Raw genomic sequence first — 18,816 nt, forward strand, 5'->3', positions numbered from 1 at the left:
CACCCCGCAGACCCCAGGCAGACGAACTCCCCCGGCGCCGTCCAGCGATCGAACTGGCCACCCGCCTGCACGGGACATCGGTAGAGCGGCCCGCCGAAACAGGCGCCGTCGCGACCCACCTGGCAGAACTCGCCCCGCACCTGTCGCCCTCCGAACGGCGACTCCTGGCGCACGCGGTAGAGACGGGCACCGCGATCTGCATCGACTACATCAACGGGGAGGGAAACCCGTCCACCCGCGTCATCGAGAAGATCCGCCTCGACGCCCCCTTCCTCATCGCCTGGTGCCGCCTGCGCGTCGCCGAAAGAATCTTCCACACATCCCGCATCCAAGCCGTAGCCCCACCCTCCCTCATGCCCTAGGGCAGGCCGGGGCCGGTTGCGCCGATGGCCTTCTGCGGGGGTTCGGCATTCACATTGAAAAGCGCCTCTCTTGATTCGCTGGAATGAAAGAGAACGCCTGGGTTAGCATCCCGGGATTGTGGAACTCGCGAGACGATCTCTGCGATGGCGCAGGCGTTCTGGTACGCGTCTGCGCCGCCTGCTGGTCGTCGCGGTCTTCCTCGCCTACGGGTCGCCGTGTGTGCCGCTGGGGCACTGCCACGGCGACCATGCCGTCTCCAGCGCCGCGGAGTCGCTGAGATCTGCCCCTATTTCGCAGGTCAAGGCTCCCTCGCCGGAGATGGCGACCAGTGCCGAGCCCTGTCATGAGGCCCCGCCGGAAGCGGCGATCCCTGACTCCCAGGTGACGGGGCTGCCCGTGTACGTCCCCTTGTCCACGGCGGACGCGCTCGTCGTGCCCGCGGCGACGAGCCTCGCCGGTGGGCCGCTGCAATTGCCAGGAGAGGCGTTATACGGCCTGGGCCTGGCGGGGTACCGCACCGGTGCCGCCGCCTTGGCCGTGCTCTGCATTTTCCGAACCTGATCAGTCGCGCGCCATGCCGGCGCGGAAACACGCCCCCCGCCACGTTTCACGACTGATAAGGATCGTCACCCATGAAGACGGCACGCCGTATCCGCATGCCGGAAATCCTGGACGTCATCGGGCGCACGCCCGTGGTACGCCTTCGCAACCTCACGACCCCCGATGAAGCGCAACTGATCGCCAAACTCGAGAACGCCAATCCCGCGGGCAGCCTCAAGGACCGTCCCGCCTGGCACATCATCGAGCACGCCGAACGCACCGGACGGCTCCGCCCGGGCGGAACGATCATCGAGTCGTCGTCGGGGAACTTCTCCATCGCGCTGGCGATGATCGGCGCGTCCCGCGGCTACCGGGTGGTGGCCGTGGTCGACCCCAAGCTCACCGCCACCAACCGCGGCCTGCTGGAGGCGTTCGGCGCGGAGATCATCGTCGTGGACGAGCCCGACGACTCCGGCTCCTTCCACAAGACCCGGATCGAGCTCGCCAACCGGCTCCACCGGCAGACGCCCGGCTCGTTCCGTCCCGACCAGTGCTTCAACCCGCTCAACGGCCAGGCGCACTACCGCACCACCGCCCGCGAGCTGCTCGCCCAGACCCGCCACCTGGCGGCGGTCGTGTGCACCGTCTCCACCGGCGGCCAGCTCGGCGGCATCGCCCGCGCCGTCAAGGAACGCGCACCGCACGTCAAGGTCATCGGCGTCGACGTGCACGGTTCCACGGTGTTCGGCGGCCGGCCCCACGCCTATCTGACCCCCGGCGTAGGGCTGAGCTGGACGCCGGCGAACCTGGCGGACCTGTCGCTGGTGGACGAGGTGTACATGGTCACCGACCAGGACGCCTTCCGCGCCTGCCGCACCCTCGTGCGCTCCGAAGGGCTGCTCGCCGGGGTCTCGACCGGCGCGGCCCTCACCGTCGCGCTCACCGAGGCCATGCAGGGCAAACCCCGGCAGCAGGTGGCCTTCCTCGCCGCCGACCGCGGGGAACGGTACCTGGCCACCGCCTTCAACGACGACTGGCTGAAGGACCACGGCCTCACCACCGCCGCCGACCCCGAGGGCCTGCGGCGACGCGCGCGGCAGCTCGTCCCGCACTCGACCCGGCCGGCCGACGAATGCGCGAACCACCTGCCCGACCTGGCCGCCGAACTCGGCTCGCCCACCTTCGTGCTGGCCCGCTCCGAGTGGAGATGAGGTGATGCTGACGCTCCTGCGCGAACGCGCGTTCCGGCGCCTTTGGCTGAGCTACTCCGCCTCCGCCGCGGCGACCGGAATGATGCCGACCGCCTTGACACTGGCCGTCCTGGACGGCCCGCACGGCCTGTCCGCGCTCGGCCTGGTCCTCGGCGCGCGGACGCTGGGCTTCGTCCTGGGCTCCCTGCCCGGCGGGGTCATCGCCGACCGCTACCCGCGCGCGCTCGTCCTGACCGTCTCCAGCGCGGTCCGCGGCGGCGCGACGGCGGTGGTAGGGCTCGCCGCCGGCCTGCCCCTCCTGGCCGTCTGCGTCGCGATCGGCTGCGCGGGCGCGGGCGAGGGCACCTTCCGCAGCGCCTACCAGGCCCTCGTCGCCGAACTCGTCGGCGAGGACCGGCTCCAGGAGGCCAACGCCGCCACCACCCTCAGCCTCCGGATCTGGCTGGTCGGCGGCCCCACCGCCGCGGTGGCCCTCTACGCCGGGTTCGGCCGGGGCCTCAGCCTCACCGCCGCGGCCGCGTTGTGGCTGGTCTCCGCACTGCTCGCCGGCACCGTCCCCGCGAAGAACCCGTCCGCGCCACGATCGGAGGCGGGCACCACCATGTTGACCGAGTTCCGGCAGGGCCTGGACGAGGCGCGCCGGCACCGCTGGTTCCTCGCCGGACTCGGCGCCCTGGTCGCCTGGCTCGCCCTCGGCGAGGCGGCCAAGTACGTGATGCTGCCCGTGGTGAGCCGGGACAGGTTCGGCTCTACCGCGCTCATCGGCCTGGCCCTCGGCGCCTACTCGGCCGGAGCGATCGCGGGCGCCGTGCTGATGAGCCGATGGAGACCCCGCCGCGTCGGCGTCCCCGCCATGATCATGCTCGGGAGCTACGGCCTGGTCCCGCTGTCGTTGGCCTACGCGTCCCAGAGCTGGATCGTCATCGCCGCCTGCGCCATCGGCGGGGTGGGGATCGAGGTCTTCAACATCCCCTGGTTCACCGCGATCCAGCGCGAGGTCCCCGCCCGCCTCCAGGCCCGGATCTCGTCCCTGGACTTCCTGGTCTCCTACGGGATGAGCCCCGTCGGCTTCGCCCTCATCCCGCCCATGGTCGAGGCCGCCGGCGCCCGAATCGTCCTCACCACCGCCGGGCTCCTGGTCATGGGCAGCGCCCTCGCGACCCTGCTCGTCCCGGGCATGACAGGCTTCAGCGATCCGCGCTCCAGAGAACACGACCTGATCGAAGCCACGAGATAGCTACCGGTCACGAGATCCGATCCTGGCCGTGACATTTGTTCGGTGCCAGACGGGTGCGCGGCGGTCCGCAAGGGGCGAACCCATGGATTACCCCACGCGTTAATGCGGCAAGGGACGGCTGCTGCCGCTCGGGACGGCAGCAGCCGTCGGGGGCGGCCAGGCCACGGAGGATCCTGCACGTGGTGAAGATTTCACGCCGCGATGGCGGTCAATGCCGCGCGGTTGGGCGCGCACGGTGGTGGATGAGGCTGTGCGGCGCGACACCGTGTGCGCCCTGGCGTAGATTCTGCGTGAGCGGTACCTGACAGCCGAGGCATTGGGTGGGTGCGTGGACCAGTCGAGACCGCCGGATCCCTCGCGGATGAGTAACGAGCTCAGCGGGAGCCAGGTGATCGGCACTGCCGTGCAGGCGGGCTCGATCGGCACGCTGAACCTGTCGGCGCACGCGCCCCCGCCGGTCCTGGTCCCGCGCCAGTTGCCTGCCGCGCTGCCGGGGTTCGTGAATCGCGCTGACGAGATGGCCCAGCTGGACGAGTTGCTCGCCGAGCTGAACGCCGGGCCCCGCGTGGTCGTGGTGAGCGGCCTGGGCGGTGTGGGCAAGACCGGCCTCGGGGTGCACTGGGCGGCGCGGGCGGGAAGCCGGTTCGAGGGCGGGCATCTGTACGCCGATCTCGGCGCGCGGCGTCATGGCGGCGGGGTGGAGGTCGGCGACGTGCTGGCGGACTTCCTGCGCGCTCTCGGGGTGGGCGACGAGTGGATCCCGGCGGGGTTGGCCGAGCGCGGTTCCCTCTACCGGTCGGTGGTGGCCGACAGGAAGATCTTCGTGCTTCTCGACAACGTCGATCAGCCCGCCCAGGTGATCCCGCTGGTGCCCGGGTCGCCGGGGAGCGTGGTGATCGTGACGAGCCGCCGCAGGCTGACGGGGCTCCTGGTTTCGGGGGCCAGGCCGGTGCACCTCGAACCGCTGGACACCGGGGACGGTGTCCGGCTCATCGGCGAGATGCTCAGCGACGGCCGGGTGGACGACGAGCCCGAGGCCGCCGCCGAGCTGGTCCGGCTGTGCGGCGGGTTGCCCATCGCGCTGCGCGTGTGCGCCGCTCGTCTGGCGGGCCGCCGGGTGGGTCTCGCCGGGTTCTCGGCGGAGCTGGCCGACGAGCGGCGGCGGATGACGCGCCTCGCCGTCGAGGGGGTGTCCAGCGTGAGCGCCGTCTTCGACGCCGCCTACGCCGATCTGCCGGAGGAGGCCGCCGCGTTGTATCGCGGGCTCGGCGCGCATCCTGGGCCGGAGTTCTCGCTGGAGGCCATGGCCGTCGCCGGCGGCGTTGGCCGCGACGAGGCGGCCCGGCTGGCCGAGACGCTGCTGGAGGCCGTCCTTCTGGAGGAACTCGGCGACGGCCGGTATCGCTTCCACGACCTGGTGCGCCTGCATGCGCGCGAGCGTGCGGAGGCCGGCGGTGAGCATCTGGACGTCCGGCGCCGGATCGTCGAGTGGTATCTGGGCCGGGCGCGTGCGGCCGATCAGGCGGTCCTGGGCGGTCGGCTGCGCCTGGCCGAGGTGACCGTGGACGATGAGGCTTTCGCCGGATCTGCGGCGGCCATCGAATGGCTGGACCTGGAGCGGATCAATCTGGTCGCGGCCGTGCGCGCGGCGGCGGAGCACCGGTGGGACGATCTCGTGTGGTGGTTCGGCGAGGCTCTGTGGGCGCTCTATGACAACCGTGCGCACCATGCGGACGAACTTGAGGTGGCACGCCTCGCGGCCAGGGCGGCCCGCGACCTCGGCGACGCGCCGGCGCGGACACGGATGCTCAATCAGGTGGTGCGGGCCCTGCTGCGCGCCGGTGACCTGGACGCCGCCGCGGCGGAGCTGCCCGGAGCCCTGGAAGCCGCGGCCCGGTGCGGGCACCGGCGGGTGGAGTCGGCCGTTCTGGAGTCGGCCGGGCTCGTCCGGCAGCGTCAAGGTGATCACGAGGGCGCCATCGAGCTCTTCCGGCGGTCACAGGCGATCAACGCCGAGATGGACAATCCGCGCGGCGTGGCATTGCAGGCTTATCACCTGGCGGGCGTCCTCATCGAGGCCGGACGGTACGCCGAGGCGGTCGCGGAGCTGGGCCGGGCAATGCCGATCATGGTGACGATCCAGGATCGGCTGAGCCAGGGCAAGATCGGCGTCCGGCTCGGCGACGCCTACCTCCGCCTGGGGCGCCGCCCGGAGGCGCGGGCGGCCCTCCACACCGCCGTGCAGATCATGGAAGCGCTGCACATGCCGCTGCGCGAGGCGCGAGCCCTGGAGCTGCTCGCCGACGCGACCGAGGACGAGGACGCGGACAGCGCGGAGAGGTACCGGCGGCGTGCCCGCTCGCTCCGGGCCGCCGTCGACACCACCGGTACCTAAACCTCAAAACCGACGGGGGGGGGGTTACTTCGACGTGCCTTTTGTCAGGTCCGGCCGCGACCAGTGTCCGGCCTTCCACGGGATGGCCGGAGAGCAGGCGAAGGTAGGCCGTCGACGCGCAGACCGCGACCTCGGCTCCACGCGCCTCCAGGCGACGGCCGTCCCTCATGGTGAGGAGCGTGCGGCCCTCGCCGGCGGCCGCCGCGGTGAGGACGGCCCCCGGGAAGCGGGCGAACACCTGCTCGGACCACGCTTCGGGATCGGCGGGTGGTTCCCGGCGGACGAAGATCGCGGCACTTTCCAGCAGGCGCCGGTCCACCTCTCGTTCGTCGACCAGAAGGTGGGGGTCGGGAAGATCGTCGTGGTCCAGGACGGCCGGGCGCCGCTCCAGTTCGATCACGTCGGCGTCGATCCGCCCTTCGATCAGCAGAGCGGAGACCTCGCGCCCGATCGGCCGGGGGAGGGGAACCGGGCGGGCGCGTGGTGCGATCGGTGGCGGGTCCAGGTCCATGAGCTCGTACAGGCGCGCTCTGAGGTTGCCCGCCGCACGGCCGCGCATCCCCAGCGCCTCGTGCGCGATCGGGGTGGTCCTCATTCCGTCGAGTTGCCGGCGCAGGCCGCGTCCGGGGTCGAGCCGGGGATGTGAGCGCCCGAACGCGGCCAGTGCCGATTCGGGGTCCAGCTCGGCGCCGCCGTAGGCGGCCAGCGCCGTCGGCTGCTCCAGCGCCGCCCCGTAATAGGTCACCGACCCATGATCGCCGACGACCCAGTCGGCGGCCACGAGTGCGGCGCGCCAGCCCTCCTCGGGCGGGATGAGCATCAGGCCGGCGTTGAGGGCCTCCGCCAGCCAGCCCTCGATCCGGTGCCGGCCGTGCCGCGCCGCGACGTTCGGATGCATGATCAACGCCGTCCGGTAGTGGTCGACCGGGAGCTCGGCGACCCACCGGGCGGGCAGGTCCGGATACCTTCCGAGGAGCGAGTGCGGGCCCCAGGTCGAGGTCAGGACCACCAGCCCCTGCCCGGGCCTGACGCCCAGCGCCCGCCGGTACTCGTCGCGGAGCGGGAGGCTGTCCACCATGCGGTCGAAACTGGGGTCGCCCGTGACGACCGCGTGCTCGGCGGCGGGCGGGCACGCCCGCCGCAGCCGTTCGAGCTGCTCCTCGTGAGACAGGGCGATGAGGGCGGGAACGACCCTTCCCCGGTGTATCAGCTGCCTGGCCGCCAGGCCCGAGGCCACGCCCGGCTGCCCGGTGGACTCCACGACCAGGCGATTGTGGCCCACGCCGTGGGGGAAGACGGCGACCGGTGCCCGCAACCGGTGCAGCTCGCCGTTGGCCGAGGCCGAGATCGCCAGGTCGAAACGCGTCCGGACGGCGCTTCGCCACGGCACGACGCGGGCCCGCAGGTCGCGGAGGAACTCCGGGAGGCCGTCACCGAAGGCCGAGCCGCCGTTGACGGTGAAGGTGACCTGAACCCGGGTGTCACCGTCGAACACCGGAAGCACGTCCAGGAGCCGGGCCGCGGACGTGACGGTCCGGGCCACCGCCAGAACCTCCCGCCGGGGTGCGATGGTGTCCCACCGACCGGTCGCCGATCCCCTCCGGGACGCCCCGCGCAGCCTGCTGAACACGTCCGCCCTTAGGATTCGTCGACAGTGGCCTGACCTTACCGGACGGCGGCCGGGCGGGCTGACCTGCGGTTCCGCCCCTCACCGGCCGGGCGCAGGCGTCGGGGGCCGTGGATGGGCCGAGACGCGCCGCTTGGGCGATGTCACCGAATGCGGTTGTTCGGCGCGAAGTTGGCGGGAGAATGTCCGAGGAGGGATGACGACGCGGTTCGTCCGAGGAGGTTCGTGGCGCAGCTGATCACCAGGCCGTTCGCGCACCTTGATGCGCCGTTGTCGGAGACCTATCGCCGGATCATGCGGGTCTTCGTCGACAACAAGCGCCGGTTCGTGGTGCACCTGCGGCCTGAGGACGTGGCCGAGGTGCTTCGACGGGACGGCGGCCCGGCGCTCGGGCAGGAGGCGGTCGACAAGGCGCTGGAGAGCCTGGCCGACTGGGGGAACCTGCGCGCCGATCCCGACACCAGCAGGGTCACCACCGTCGAGGACTTCTACCGGGCTCGCTACCTCTACCAGCTCAGCCGCGAGGGCGAGGCGGCCGAACGCGCCCTTGAGGTGTACGAGCGGGAGATCGGGCGGCGCGGGGAGTTGCAGGCGGTCGCGCTGGAGGACATCCGGGTGCGGTTGCGGGCACTGCGCGATCTGCCCGGACATCCGGATCCCGCCGTCGTCCACAACCTGCTGCTGGAGCTGATGAGCAGGCTGGACAGCCTGGCGGCGAACGCGAGCGCGTTCATGAGCGGGCTCCAGCGCACCATCGACCTCCAGGACGTCGACGAGGAGGCGTTCCTGGCCTACAAGGACCGGCTCATCGCCTATCTCGAACGCTTCGTGTCCGAACTGGTCGTCAAGCACCATGACATCGCCACCACGTTGCGGGCGCTGCCGCCGCAGCGGGTCGCGGCGCTGCTGGCGCTGGCCGCCGAGCGGGAGGCCGTCGATGCCCTTCCCGACGCCGTGGCCGTTCAGGCCGGGGTCGGCGGATCCGGTGGGGACGACGCGTCCGCGGCGGCGGTGAGCGCGGCCGCCGCCGAGAAGCTGGCGCTCTGGGAGAGCCGCTGGTCCGGCCTGTGGTCCTGGTTCGTCGGTGGCCGCGGCCACCCCTGCCAGGCCGACCTGCTCCGTACCCGGGCTCGCAAGGCGATCCCGGACCTGCTGGCCACGATCAGCGTGCTGCAGGAGCGGCGCGCCGGGCGCAGCGACCGGTCCGCAGACTTCCGGGCGCTGGCGCGCTGGTTCGCCCAGGCGCCCACCGACGAGGACGCCCACCGGTTGTGGCGGGCGGCGTTCGGCCTGTCCACCTCGCGGCATCTCACCGCAGAGCCGGGGGTGTCGCCCACCGAGGTGCCCGCGGCCGCCAGCTGGCTGGACGCGCCGCGAGTGGAGGTGTCGGCCAGGTTGCGCGCCAGCGGCCGGTACGCCCGGCGCGGTGCGCCCCGGCAGGTCCGTGACCGTGCGGCCGAACGCGAGATGCTCGCCCGGGAGATGGCGGCCGAGCGCGAGCAGGCCGAGGCGGCCCGCCGTCGCCTGGCCACCGGACGGCCCACCCGGCTCAGCGATCTGGGCAAGCTGGACCGGCAGGAGTTCGGGCTTTTCCTGCGGCTGCTGGGCGACGCGCTGGCGGCGGGCCCGCCCGGCCCCGACGGGGTGATCCGGACCCGTACCTCCGACGGAGCGCTGGCGGTGACGCTGGAGCCGGTGGACGGTCTGGCGGAGGTGGTGACCGAGGACGGCGTGCTGCGCGGTCCCGACCACGAGATCACCGTCGTCGATCTGATCAGCCCCGACCGGGCGGTGGTCCCGTGACCGGGGCGCTGTCCGATGTGCTGGACGAGCAGCGGGACGCCGAGCGGCGCCGGGCCGTCCGGGCGCTGTTGCGCACGCCGCTGCTCACACCGCGCGACGCCGAGTACGCGCTGGTGCGCAAGCATGCCGGGCATCTGGCGCAGTGGTTCGCGCGGGAGGCGGGCTGGTCGCTGCGCGCCGATCCCGGTGTCGCCAGGCTCCGGAAGGTCCCCGGTGATCTGGGCGACGGGAGCCGTGCCGCGAGCGTCAAGGACGGCGGGGCGCGGGCCAGGCAGCCGTTCAGCCGCCGCCGCTACGTGCTGGCGTGCCTGGCGCTGGCCGCGCTGGAACGCGCGGAGGCACAGGTCACGCTGGGCTGGCTGGTGGACCGGGTGGTGGCGTTCGCCGCCGACGAGGAGATCACCCGCGCCGGGATCGCCTTCACCATGGAGGACAGGGACGAACGCGGCGACCTGGTCGCGGTCGCCCAGCTGCTGCTGTCGCTCGGGGCGCTGGTGAAGGTGGCCGGCGACGAGCAGGCGTTCGTCAACCGCAGCGGCGACGCGCTCTACGACGTGGACCGCCGGGTGCTGGCCGTGCTGCTGTCCACCCGGCGGGGCCCGTCCCTCGTGGCGGCGGGCGACCATGGCGCGCGGCTCGCCGCGGTGACCGAGGACCTGGTCCCCGACACAGAGGACGGCCGCAACCGGGCGATCCGCCACGCCATCACCCGGCGGCTGCTGGACGATCCGGTGCTCTACTACGCGGACCTGACCGCCGAGCAGCGCACCTATCTCGATATCCAGCGCGGCCCGCTGCTCAAGCGGCTCACCGAGGCGACCGGGTTCATGGCCGAGGTCCGCGCCGAGGGCATCGCCCTGATCGACCCGACCCGGGAGGCGACCGACTTCGGGATGCCGGAGGAGGGCACCGAGGGGCACGCGACCCTGCTGCTGGCCGAGTACCTGTCCGAACGGCTGCGGGCGCGCCAGGAGATCGTCCCGGTCGCGGCGGCCGAGCGGCGGATGGCCGAGTTCATCGGCGAGCACAGGGCGCACTGGCGCAAGAACGTCGGCGACCCGGGCGCCGAACGGACCCTGACCGCGCACGCATTGCTCCGGCTGGCCGCGCTCCGGCTGGTGCGGTGGCACGGCGACGAGGTCACGCCGCTTCCGGCGCTCGCCCGGTTCGGCTACCTGGAGGCCACCATCATCGGAAGTAAGGACCCGTCATGACGGCGACCACCCGTCCCGGTGGCCCTGGTTCCGGCCCGGGCACCGACGGCTCCGCCGCGGCGGAACTTCCAGTGGCGCGCACCCGTCGGTGGCAGCCGTCGCGCACCGGGCTCGTCGATCTCTTCTACTACGACCATCAGGAGTTCTGGTTCCGCGACGGCCGGGCGCTGTTCCGGGGCAACAACGGCACCGGCAAGTCCAAGGTGCTGGCGCTCACCCTGCCGTTCCTGCTGGACGGCGACCTGACCCCCAGCCGGGTCGAGCCGGACGGCGACCGCAACAAGCGGATGGAATGGAACCTGCTGCTGGGAGGCCGCTACGACGAGCGGCTGGGTTACACCTGGCTGGAGTTCGGCCGGGTCGCCGAGGACGGCGAGCACGTCTACCTCACCGTCGGGGCCGGGCTGAAGGCCGTCGCCGGGCGCGGCATCGCCGACCGATGGTTCTTCATCACCTCCCAGCGGATCGGGCAGGACCTGTTCCTCATCGGCCCGAGCGGCGCGGCGCTCACCCGGGACCGGCTCACCGAGGCGATCGGGCTGCACGGCCAGGTCACCCAGCGCGCGGAACGCTACCGGCGGATGCTGGACGAGCACCTGTTCCACCTGGGCGAGGAACGGTACGACGCGCTGATCAGCCTGCTGATCCAGCTCCGCCAGCCGCAGCTGTCCAAACGACCCGACGAGAAGCGGCTCTCACGGGCGCTGTCGGACGCCCTCACCCCGCTCGACCAGGCGGTGCTGAGCGACATCGCGACCGCGTTCCACGACCTGGAACAGCAGCGCGCCGAGCTCACCGGCCTGCGCGACACCCGCGGCCACGTGACCCGCTTCCTCGACCGCTACCGCCGGTACGCCTCGGTCGCGGCGCGCCGCCAAGCCCGGGACCTGCGCACCGCCCACAGTGCGTACGAGGCCGTGCAGCGGTCGCTGGCCGGGGTGCGCGAGGAGATCGACCGTACCGAACGTGAGGAGGCCGAGGCCGCCGGTCGCCTGGAGACGGCGCGGGTCGAGCACGCCGAGCAGACGGCGGTCCGCGAGGAGCTCGGCTCCGACCCGCGGCTGAAGAACTTCGCCGACGCGCAGCGCTATGCCGAGCGGGCCGAGCAGGCCGCAGCGCACGCCAGACGGGCCGCCGAGCGCGCCGAGCAGGCCCGTGCGGAACGCCTGGCGCGGCGGGACGGGGCAGCCAAGGCGGCCGAGCGCAGCGCCGCCGCCCTGGCCGACGCGCACGTCCCGGCCGCGGACGCCGCCGGACGCGCCGGCATCGGTGACCGGCATGCCGCGATCACCCTCGCCCCGCCCGCCGAGGCCACCCTGGTCGCGGCCGGGCGCGAGATCGCGCGGCTGGCCGAAGGCCGTGCCGAGGCCGTGGCGCACGTGACCCGCCTGGCCGGCAAGGCCGCCCAGGCTGAGGCGGATCTGGCGCAGGCCCGCCGCGTCCTCGGTGAACGCGAGTCCGACCGGGACGCGGCCGCCGACGCGCTCGGCGAGGCGACCGACGCCCTCGCCGCGCAGGTGGACCGCCATGTCGAGCAGTGGCGGGATTACGGCCGGTCACTCACCGAGCTGACCCTTCCCGACCCTGACGACCTGGACTTGGCGGGCTGGGCCGACAGCCTGGAGGGCCCACACCCGCTGCTGGCCGCGCTGCGGACCGCCGCCGGCGAGGCTCACCAAACCCTGGCGACCGCGCGCGCGGAGGCCGCGGCACGCGTGGAGACGGCACGGGCCGAACTGGGCGAGCTGACCGCCGAACGCGACCGCCTGGAATCGGGTGTCGTGGACCGGCCGCCCCCGCCCCGCACCCGCGGCGCGGACACCCGCACCGGTCCCGGCGCCCCGCTGTGGCAGGTCGTCGACTTCACCGCCGGGCTCGGTCCCGCCGACCGGGCCGGGCTGGAGGCCGCGCTGGAGGGCTCCGGGCTGCTGGACGCCTGGATCACCCCGGAGGGGACGCTGCTGGACCCTGACACCCACGACGTGATGGCCCGGGCGGGCGTCCCCGCCGCCCGTCCGCTGACCGCCGCGCTGACCGCCGCGATCGACACCGACGACGAGCGCGCCGCCGCACTGGCGCCGCGGACCGTGACGGCCGTGCTGGCCGGAATCGGTCTCGGGGAGCAGGACACCGCCGCCTGGGTGGCGACCGGCGGCCGCTGGCGGCTCGGACCGCTGCACGGCGCCTGGTCCAAGGACGCCGCCCGCTACGTCGGCGCGGGCGCCCGCGAGGAGGCGCGCCGCCGCCGTCTCGCCGAGCTCACCGGCCTGATCGAGGACGCCGAGGACACCCTCGCGCAGGCGCGCTCGGCCGCCGAGGCCGTCGACCGCCGCCGCGCCGTGCTCGCCGCCGAACTCGGTCGCGAACCGTCCGACCAACTCCTCCGCGACGCGCACGGCACCGTCACCGGCGCCGCCGGCCAGCTGGAGAAGGCCCGCGTCCGCGTCGAGCGCGCCGCCGATGACGCCGGCTGGGCCGAACGTGACCACGCCGTGGCCGCCGCCGACCGCGACCAGGCCGCCGCCGACGTCGGCCTGCCCACCGACCTGGACGGACTCGCCGCCGTCCGCTCCGCGCTGGAGGACTACCGGCGGGCGACGACGGAACTGCTGGCCGCCGCGCGCCGCCATGCCGACCGCCTCGCCGAGCTCACCACCTGGACCGAGGAGCTCGCGGTGGCCGAGGCGGCGGCGGGCGAGGCCGCCGCGGAGGCCCGCGAGGCCGAGGTCTCCGCCGCCGAGGAGCGCGGGCGCCTGGAGGCGTTGCGCGAGTCGATCGGCGCGTCCGTCGAGGGGCTCCGCGAGCGGCTGCAGAACGCCAGGCGCCGCCTGGTCGAACTCGACGCCGCCATCCGCCGCCTGGACGGCGAGCACCGTCGGGCCGGCGAACTGCGCGCCAGAGCGCAGGGCCGTGAGGAGCAGCTCACCGGCCAGCTCACCGAGGCCGGCGACCGCCGGGACGCCGCCGTCACCGAGTTCCAGCGCTTCACCGCCACCGGCTTGCTCGAACTCTCCTGCGCCGTGGAGGTCCCCGTCACCGGTGACGGCCCCTGGGCGCCCGACCCCGCCGTCCGGCTCGCCCGCCGCGCCGAGGAACGGCTCCGCGACGTCGATGACGGCGACGAGGCGTGGCGCCGCGTCCAGGACGAGATCACCCGCTACTACTCCGACCTGTCCGAGGCGCTGTCGAGGCACGGTCACCACGCGCTGGCCGGGCTGGACGACTGGTTCGTGGTCACCATTCAGTTCCAGGGCCGGGAACGCGCACCGGGCGAACTGACCGAGCTGCTGGACGGTGAGATCGACTACCGCGAGCGCATGCTCACCGCCAAGGAACGCGACCTGCTGGAGGAACACCTGATCAACGACGTCGCCAGCCATCTCCAGGAGCTCATCGGCGAGGCCGAGGCGCAGGTCGGGTTCATGAACGCCGAGCTGGAGGAACGCCCCACCTCCACCGGCATGCGGCTGCGGCTCCGCTGGGAGCCCAGCCCGGACGCCCCCGCCGGGCTCGCCGAGGCCCGCGCCCGCCTGCTGCGGCAGAACGCCGACCTGTGGTCACCCGCCGACCGCTCCGCCGTCGGCGACTTCCTGCAACGCGAGATCGAACGGGCCCGTGCCGAGGACGAGCACCGCACCTGGCAGGAGCATCTGCGCGAGGCCCTGGACTACCGGTCCTGGCACCACTTCGTCATCGAGCGCTACCAGGACGGCCGCTGGCGCAGCGCGATCGGCCCGGCGTCCGGGGGCGAACGCGTGCTGACGGTATCGCTGCCGCTGTTCGCCGCCGCGTCGGCGCACTACCGATCCGCCCACCCGCACGCGCCGCGCATGGTCGCACTGGACGAGGCGTTCGCCGGGGTGGACGACGACGCCCGCGCCAAGTGCCTGGGCCTGCTCACCACCTTCGACCTGGACGTGGTGATGACCTCCGAACGCGAGTGGGGCTTCTACGCCACCGTCCCCGGTCTGGCCGCCCACCACCTGGTCCGCCGCGACGGAGTCGACGCCGTCCACGTCACCACCTGGGAATGGGACGGCCACGAACCCGTCCGCGTCGAACGCGACACGCGGGCCCGCCCGCCCGCGCCACCGGCGCCCGATCCGGGTGCGGACGGCGAGGGACTGTTCTGAGGGCGGGACGGTGATGAACGGCGACCTGCCCAGGCTGCGCCGCACGCTCGGCGATCCTGCGCTCGCCCGGCTGCTCGCGGCGCTGGCCCGCCGGGTCGAACTGGGCCGGCCGCTGACCGGGCCGCTGGTCCTGTCCCACCCCACCCCGGCCGAACTCCGCGCCGTCCGGGCACTGCTCGGCTCGGGCCGGGCCGGGCGCGGCGGCTCGGTCACGATCTCGCTCGACCGGGTCGCCTCCACCCTCGCCGACGCCGGCATCGCTCCCGACCTGCGGTCGGCCGTGGAGGCACTGACCGGTCCGATCACGCCCCGCGCCCGCGTCGACGCCGCCGAACGGGCGGCGCGCGGCGCCGCGGCGGACAGGCTTTCCGCCGGCCGGCACGCGGGAGCCGCCTGGTACGAGAAATGGGCCGAGGGGCTGGCCGCCGACGGGACGCTGACCAGGCTGATCCGCCGGGACGACCTCGACCTGATCGCCGCCGCCGTCGCCGTGCTGGACCTGATCCCCGCTCCGGGCACCCCGCTGCCGGTCGTCGCCGAACGCGCCACCGGCGACACCAAGGCCCTGTCCGGGACCCCGCTGGCGAGCCTGGTCCTGCGCGCCCTCGCCCTGCGCTCGGGCACCGCACCGCCGCGCGACGCCGAGACCGAGCGCGCCCTGTGGGAGCCCGCCGGAGTGATCGTCGACGACCTGTCCAGCCAGGTCCTCGTCCTCGGCCTGCCCGCGCACGGCGACCATCCCCTGGCCGGCTGGCTGACCCAGGCCGCCGCCCGCCGCACCCCGTTCCGGATCACCCTGCACCAGCTCGTCACCATGCCGATCGCCCCGGACGCCGCGACGGTCCACGTCTGCGAGAACCCCTCCGTCCTGCGCGCCGCCGTCTCCGCCCCGGCCACCGCCCCGCTGATCTGCACCGAAGGGATCCCGTCGGCGGCGGCGGGCCGGCTCCTGCAGACCTTGGCGGACGCCGGCGCGACGGTCCGCTGGCGCGGCGATTTCGACTGGACGGGTCTGCGCACCACCGCCGCCGCGATCACCCGCTACGCCGCCGAGCCCTGGCGGATGTCCACCACGGACTACGAGGCGGCCCTGGCCACCGGAGACTCCGAACCACTCCGCGGTGCCGCCGCCCCCAGCCCCTGGGACCCCGACCTCGCCACCCGCATGCACGAGACCGGCCGCGCCGTCATGGAGGAACGCCTGATCCCCCTGCTGCTGGCCGACCTCGCCTCCTGACGGTGTCTTCGCCACGCTCGCTCGCCCCGGCTTCACGCTAGGGCGGCCGCCTCGGCGTCGCGATGCAGGTCGGGCGGGGAAAGCGCGACATGAGCGTCAAGCGCGACACCTTCGACCCGTGCCTCCTCTATAAGAACGGTCCTACCGGGGACCCAATTGAAGGTAGCCCGGATATGAGAGGGGGAGCGGCCAGTGACCAGCACCGAATCCATCCTCACGCTATTCTCACCGTCCGGCAGGTCGAATCCGTATCCCTCTTACAAGGACCTGCGGGAGAGCGACCCGATATACATGGTCGGGTCACACCGGGGGATCGTTACCGGTTATCCGGAGTCGGTCGAAATCATTCGTAATCCGCGGATCTTCGCCGTGCCTGACCGCGCCTACGCCGACCGCACTTGGCCCGGCTGGCGTGAACACCCTTCGGTCGTCACGATCTACGGCAGCCTGATGTACCAGAACCCGCCGGACAATCAGCCCGCCCGCCGGTTGCTCGTCCGGTTCTTCGACCGGAGGCGGATCCAGGCGGTTCAAGCGACGATAGAGCGCCTTGCCGAGGAGTACGCGGCGGCATTGGCACCGCAGGACGCCACGGATGTGGTCGACGCCACCGAGAAGTTCATTCGGCTGCCCGATGCGGTCATGGGAGAGATGTCCGGGCTTTCGCGCCAGGAGATGGACCGGCTCGCCGGCTGGCTCGACTCCGTGCTCAGGGCGAACGAATTCAACCCGCCCGGGAACGACCTGGCGGAGGCCGACCTGGACGTACCCAAGATCCTTGCCTTCTTCGATGACCTGCTGAATTCCGGGCGGACGCGACCGGACGGCCTGATCGACTACCTCAGGCCACATTGGGCATCCGAAGACCGGCAGAGCCTGCTCGACCTGCTCGCTTTCGTGTTCGGTGCGGGCACGGTGACCACAGTGTCGCTCCTGGGAAGCGGATTGGTCGAACTCAGCCGCCATCCCCACCTGCTCGACGCTATTAAGGACAATCGCGAGCTGCTTCGTTCGTTCGTCTGGGAGGTCGTCCGCTACGATCCGCCAGTCCAGTACGGAACCAGGATCGCCCTAGAGGACACCATCGTCCAGGGAGTCCCCATCCCCCAAGACGCCATGCTCCTCGTCTGCTTCGGTGCCATCGGCCGGGACGCGCGGCAGTTCCCCGATCCCGAGACCTTTCGGGCGGATAGGTTCCTGGAGGGAAAGACCGACCCCAAAGAGGTCATGTCATTCGGTCTCGGTACTCACCATTGCGTCGGCGCAGAGCTGGCACTGGCCACGGCCACAGCCGCGTTCCACGAGGTCGCCATGAGGTTCGGCAGCCTGCGGTTGGCCTCCGAGCCCATTCGTGCCGACCGCGTGGTGGTCCGGAACTTCGAGCGCCTTGAGGTCCGTGCGGAATCCCGGACGGCGGTGACGCGCGCATGAACATCGCAGACGCGCTCGACCGGGCCGCCACCGAGTTCCCGCAGAGCACATGGCACTTTCCAGAGACGGGCGAGGCGCTACGAGCCGGCGAGATGCTGCGGCAGGCGCGCACGGTGGCCGCGGGCCTCGCGGGCAAGGGCGTGGCCACCGAGCCGATCGGAATCCTCCTGTCACCTGGAAAGGGGGCCTGGTGCACACTCCTCGGAGGACTCGCTGCGGGCGCCGCGATCTGCCCGCTGACAGTGCACCCGTTCTACCGCGACCCCGAGTCCGAAGCAGCCCGAGTCTCCGCGATTGTGGAAACCGCCCGCATCCGCTTCATCGTCACCGAGAACTCCTACAGCGATATCGTTCAGATCCTGCGGCGACGCCATCCGCGTCTGACCACGCTCTGCTACCCGGATCTCGTCCGTTGTCCAGCCGGGACGACATCAGGACCGCGCATCCTGGACGACGATCTCGCGGTCCTCCAGTTCACCTCCGGCAGTACCAGCAGGCCGAAGGGCGTCATGCTCACCCACGCCGCGGTCCTCGCCGGCCTGCGCGCGATCTCCGTGAGCTCGTCCACGACGCACGAGGACGTCTATGTGCAGTGGATTCCCCATCATCACGACATGGGTCTCATCACGCCCCTCGCCCATGCTCTCGCGGGCGCGGACGTTCACATCATGTCCCCTGCCCAGTTCATCCGGGACCCCATCGCTTTCCTTCGGTACCTGGACGCGAACGGAGCGACGCAGACCGCAGGACCCAATTTCGGGTACGACCTGATCGCCTCCGCCGTCTCCGCGGAGTCTGTTCCGGACCTCGATCTGAGGCGATGGCGGCTGGCCTTCAACGGATCAGAGCCGGTGCGCCCGGATACGGTGGAACGCTTCACCGAAGCGCTGGCGCCGCACGGGGTTTCGGCCACCGTGATGTATCCCGTGTACGGCATGGCCGAGGTCACCCTGGGCGCCACGTTCCCCGATCCCGGAGCGCGACCCAAGACCCTGGCCGTCGACCGCGCTCAGCTCTCCCACGGCCGCGCGCGTCCGGTGCCCGCCCCCACGCCCGAGACGGTGTCCTTTGTGTCGGTCGGAAAGCCGGTCGCCGGAATGTCGATGCGGATCTGCACCGGCCAAGGGCGGCCCGCTCCGGAAGGGGCCCTCGGGGAAATAGAGCTCAAGGGCCCGAGCCTGCTGCATGGCTACCTCACCGGAACACGCGACGCACCCGATCCGTTCCATGACGATTGGCTCCGGACCGGGGACGCGGGCTTCATCTTGTCCGGAGAGCTCTACGTGACCGGCCGGCTTAAAGACGTGATCATCATCAACGGTCAGAACATCTTCCCCGAGGACGTCGAGACGCTCGTCCGCGACCTTCCGGGCGTCCACCGGAAAAGATGCGTCGCCTTCGCCGCGCGAAAGCACGGTGTCGAGCAGGTCATGGTCATCGCAGAGACCCGAGAACGGAACATGAGCGCGCTTGAGGAACAGATCCGGTCCGCGGTGCTTGAGGGACTGGGCATCGGCAGCGTCCTGGTCGAGCTGCGCCGACCCGGAGGCATCCCGCGAACCCCCAGCGGTAAATGGCAACGGGCTCTGCTGCGCTCGCAGTACACCTCGGCGGCCTAACAGGAA

Annotated in this window: 11 protein-coding genes; all 11 read left to right on the top strand. The window is 72.3% G+C overall.

Translation table 11 applies throughout. From position 1 onward, the window contains the following. Positions 1-362, top strand: a 362-nt coding sequence (locus tag E1298_RS47750; protein WP_207944460.1) for a WYL domain-containing protein, incomplete at its 5' end; no start/stop codon positions are given. A gap of 118 nt (positions 363-480) precedes the next feature. Beyond that, positions 481-924: a hypothetical protein gene (locus E1298_RS05555; RefSeq protein ID WP_131889669.1), complete on the top strand. Its 444-nt coding sequence runs from the start codon at positions 481-483 to the stop codon at positions 922-924. 71 nt (positions 925-995) lie between these two features. Beyond that, positions 996-2,114, top strand: coding sequence for a cysteine synthase family protein (locus E1298_RS05560; RefSeq protein WP_207944461.1), 1,119 nt, complete (start codon positions 996-998; stop codon positions 2,112-2,114). Positions 2,115-2,118: 4 nt separating this feature from the next. Then, positions 2,119-3,351: an MFS transporter gene (locus tag E1298_RS05565; protein ID WP_243725412.1), complete on the top strand. Its 1,233-nt coding sequence runs from the start codon at positions 2,119-2,121 to the stop codon at positions 3,349-3,351. A gap of 361 nt (positions 3,352-3,712) precedes the next feature. Beyond that, positions 3,713-5,746 (top strand): tetratricopeptide repeat protein, encoded by a 2,034-nt coding sequence (locus E1298_RS05570; RefSeq protein WP_131889671.1) that lies wholly within the window; start codon positions 3,713-3,715, stop codon positions 5,744-5,746. 1,852 nt (positions 5,747-7,598) lie between these two features. Further along, the gene (locus E1298_RS05575) at positions 7,599-9,176 is read left to right on the top strand and encodes a TIGR02677 family protein (protein ID WP_243725409.1); all 1,578 of its coding nucleotides are present in this window, start codon (positions 7,599-7,601) and stop codon (positions 9,174-9,176) included. Then, complete coding sequence (locus tag E1298_RS05580; protein WP_131889673.1) at positions 9,173-10,390, top strand: TIGR02678 family protein; 1,218 nt, start codon at positions 9,173-9,175, stop codon at positions 10,388-10,390. The genes E1298_RS05575 and E1298_RS05580 overlap by 4 nt, the downstream gene beginning before the upstream one ends. Continuing rightward, the gene (locus E1298_RS05585) at positions 10,387-14,523 is read left to right on the top strand and encodes a TIGR02680 family protein (protein ID WP_131889674.1); all 4,137 of its coding nucleotides are present in this window, start codon (positions 10,387-10,389) and stop codon (positions 14,521-14,523) included. Before E1298_RS05580 ends, E1298_RS05585 begins: the two co-directional genes overlap by 4 nt. 13 nt (positions 14,524-14,536) lie before the next feature. Continuing rightward, positions 14,537-15,760, top strand: coding sequence for a TIGR02679 family protein (locus tag E1298_RS05590; protein ID WP_131889675.1), 1,224 nt, complete (start codon positions 14,537-14,539; stop codon positions 15,758-15,760). Positions 15,761-15,952: 192 nt separating this feature from the next. Then, positions 15,953-17,191, top strand: coding sequence for a cytochrome P450 (locus tag E1298_RS05595; protein ID WP_131889676.1), 1,239 nt, complete (start codon positions 15,953-15,955; stop codon positions 17,189-17,191). Next, positions 17,188-18,810 (top strand): AMP-binding protein, encoded by a 1,623-nt coding sequence (locus E1298_RS05600; RefSeq protein WP_131889677.1) that lies wholly within the window; start codon positions 17,188-17,190, stop codon positions 18,808-18,810. The genes E1298_RS05595 and E1298_RS05600 overlap by 4 nt, the downstream gene beginning before the upstream one ends. Positions 18,811-18,816 lie beyond the last annotated feature (6 nt).

Source organism: Actinomadura rubrisoli (assembly GCF_004349215.1).
Classification (GTDB): Bacteria; Actinomycetota; Actinomycetes; order Streptosporangiales; family Streptosporangiaceae; genus Spirillospora; species Spirillospora rubrisoli.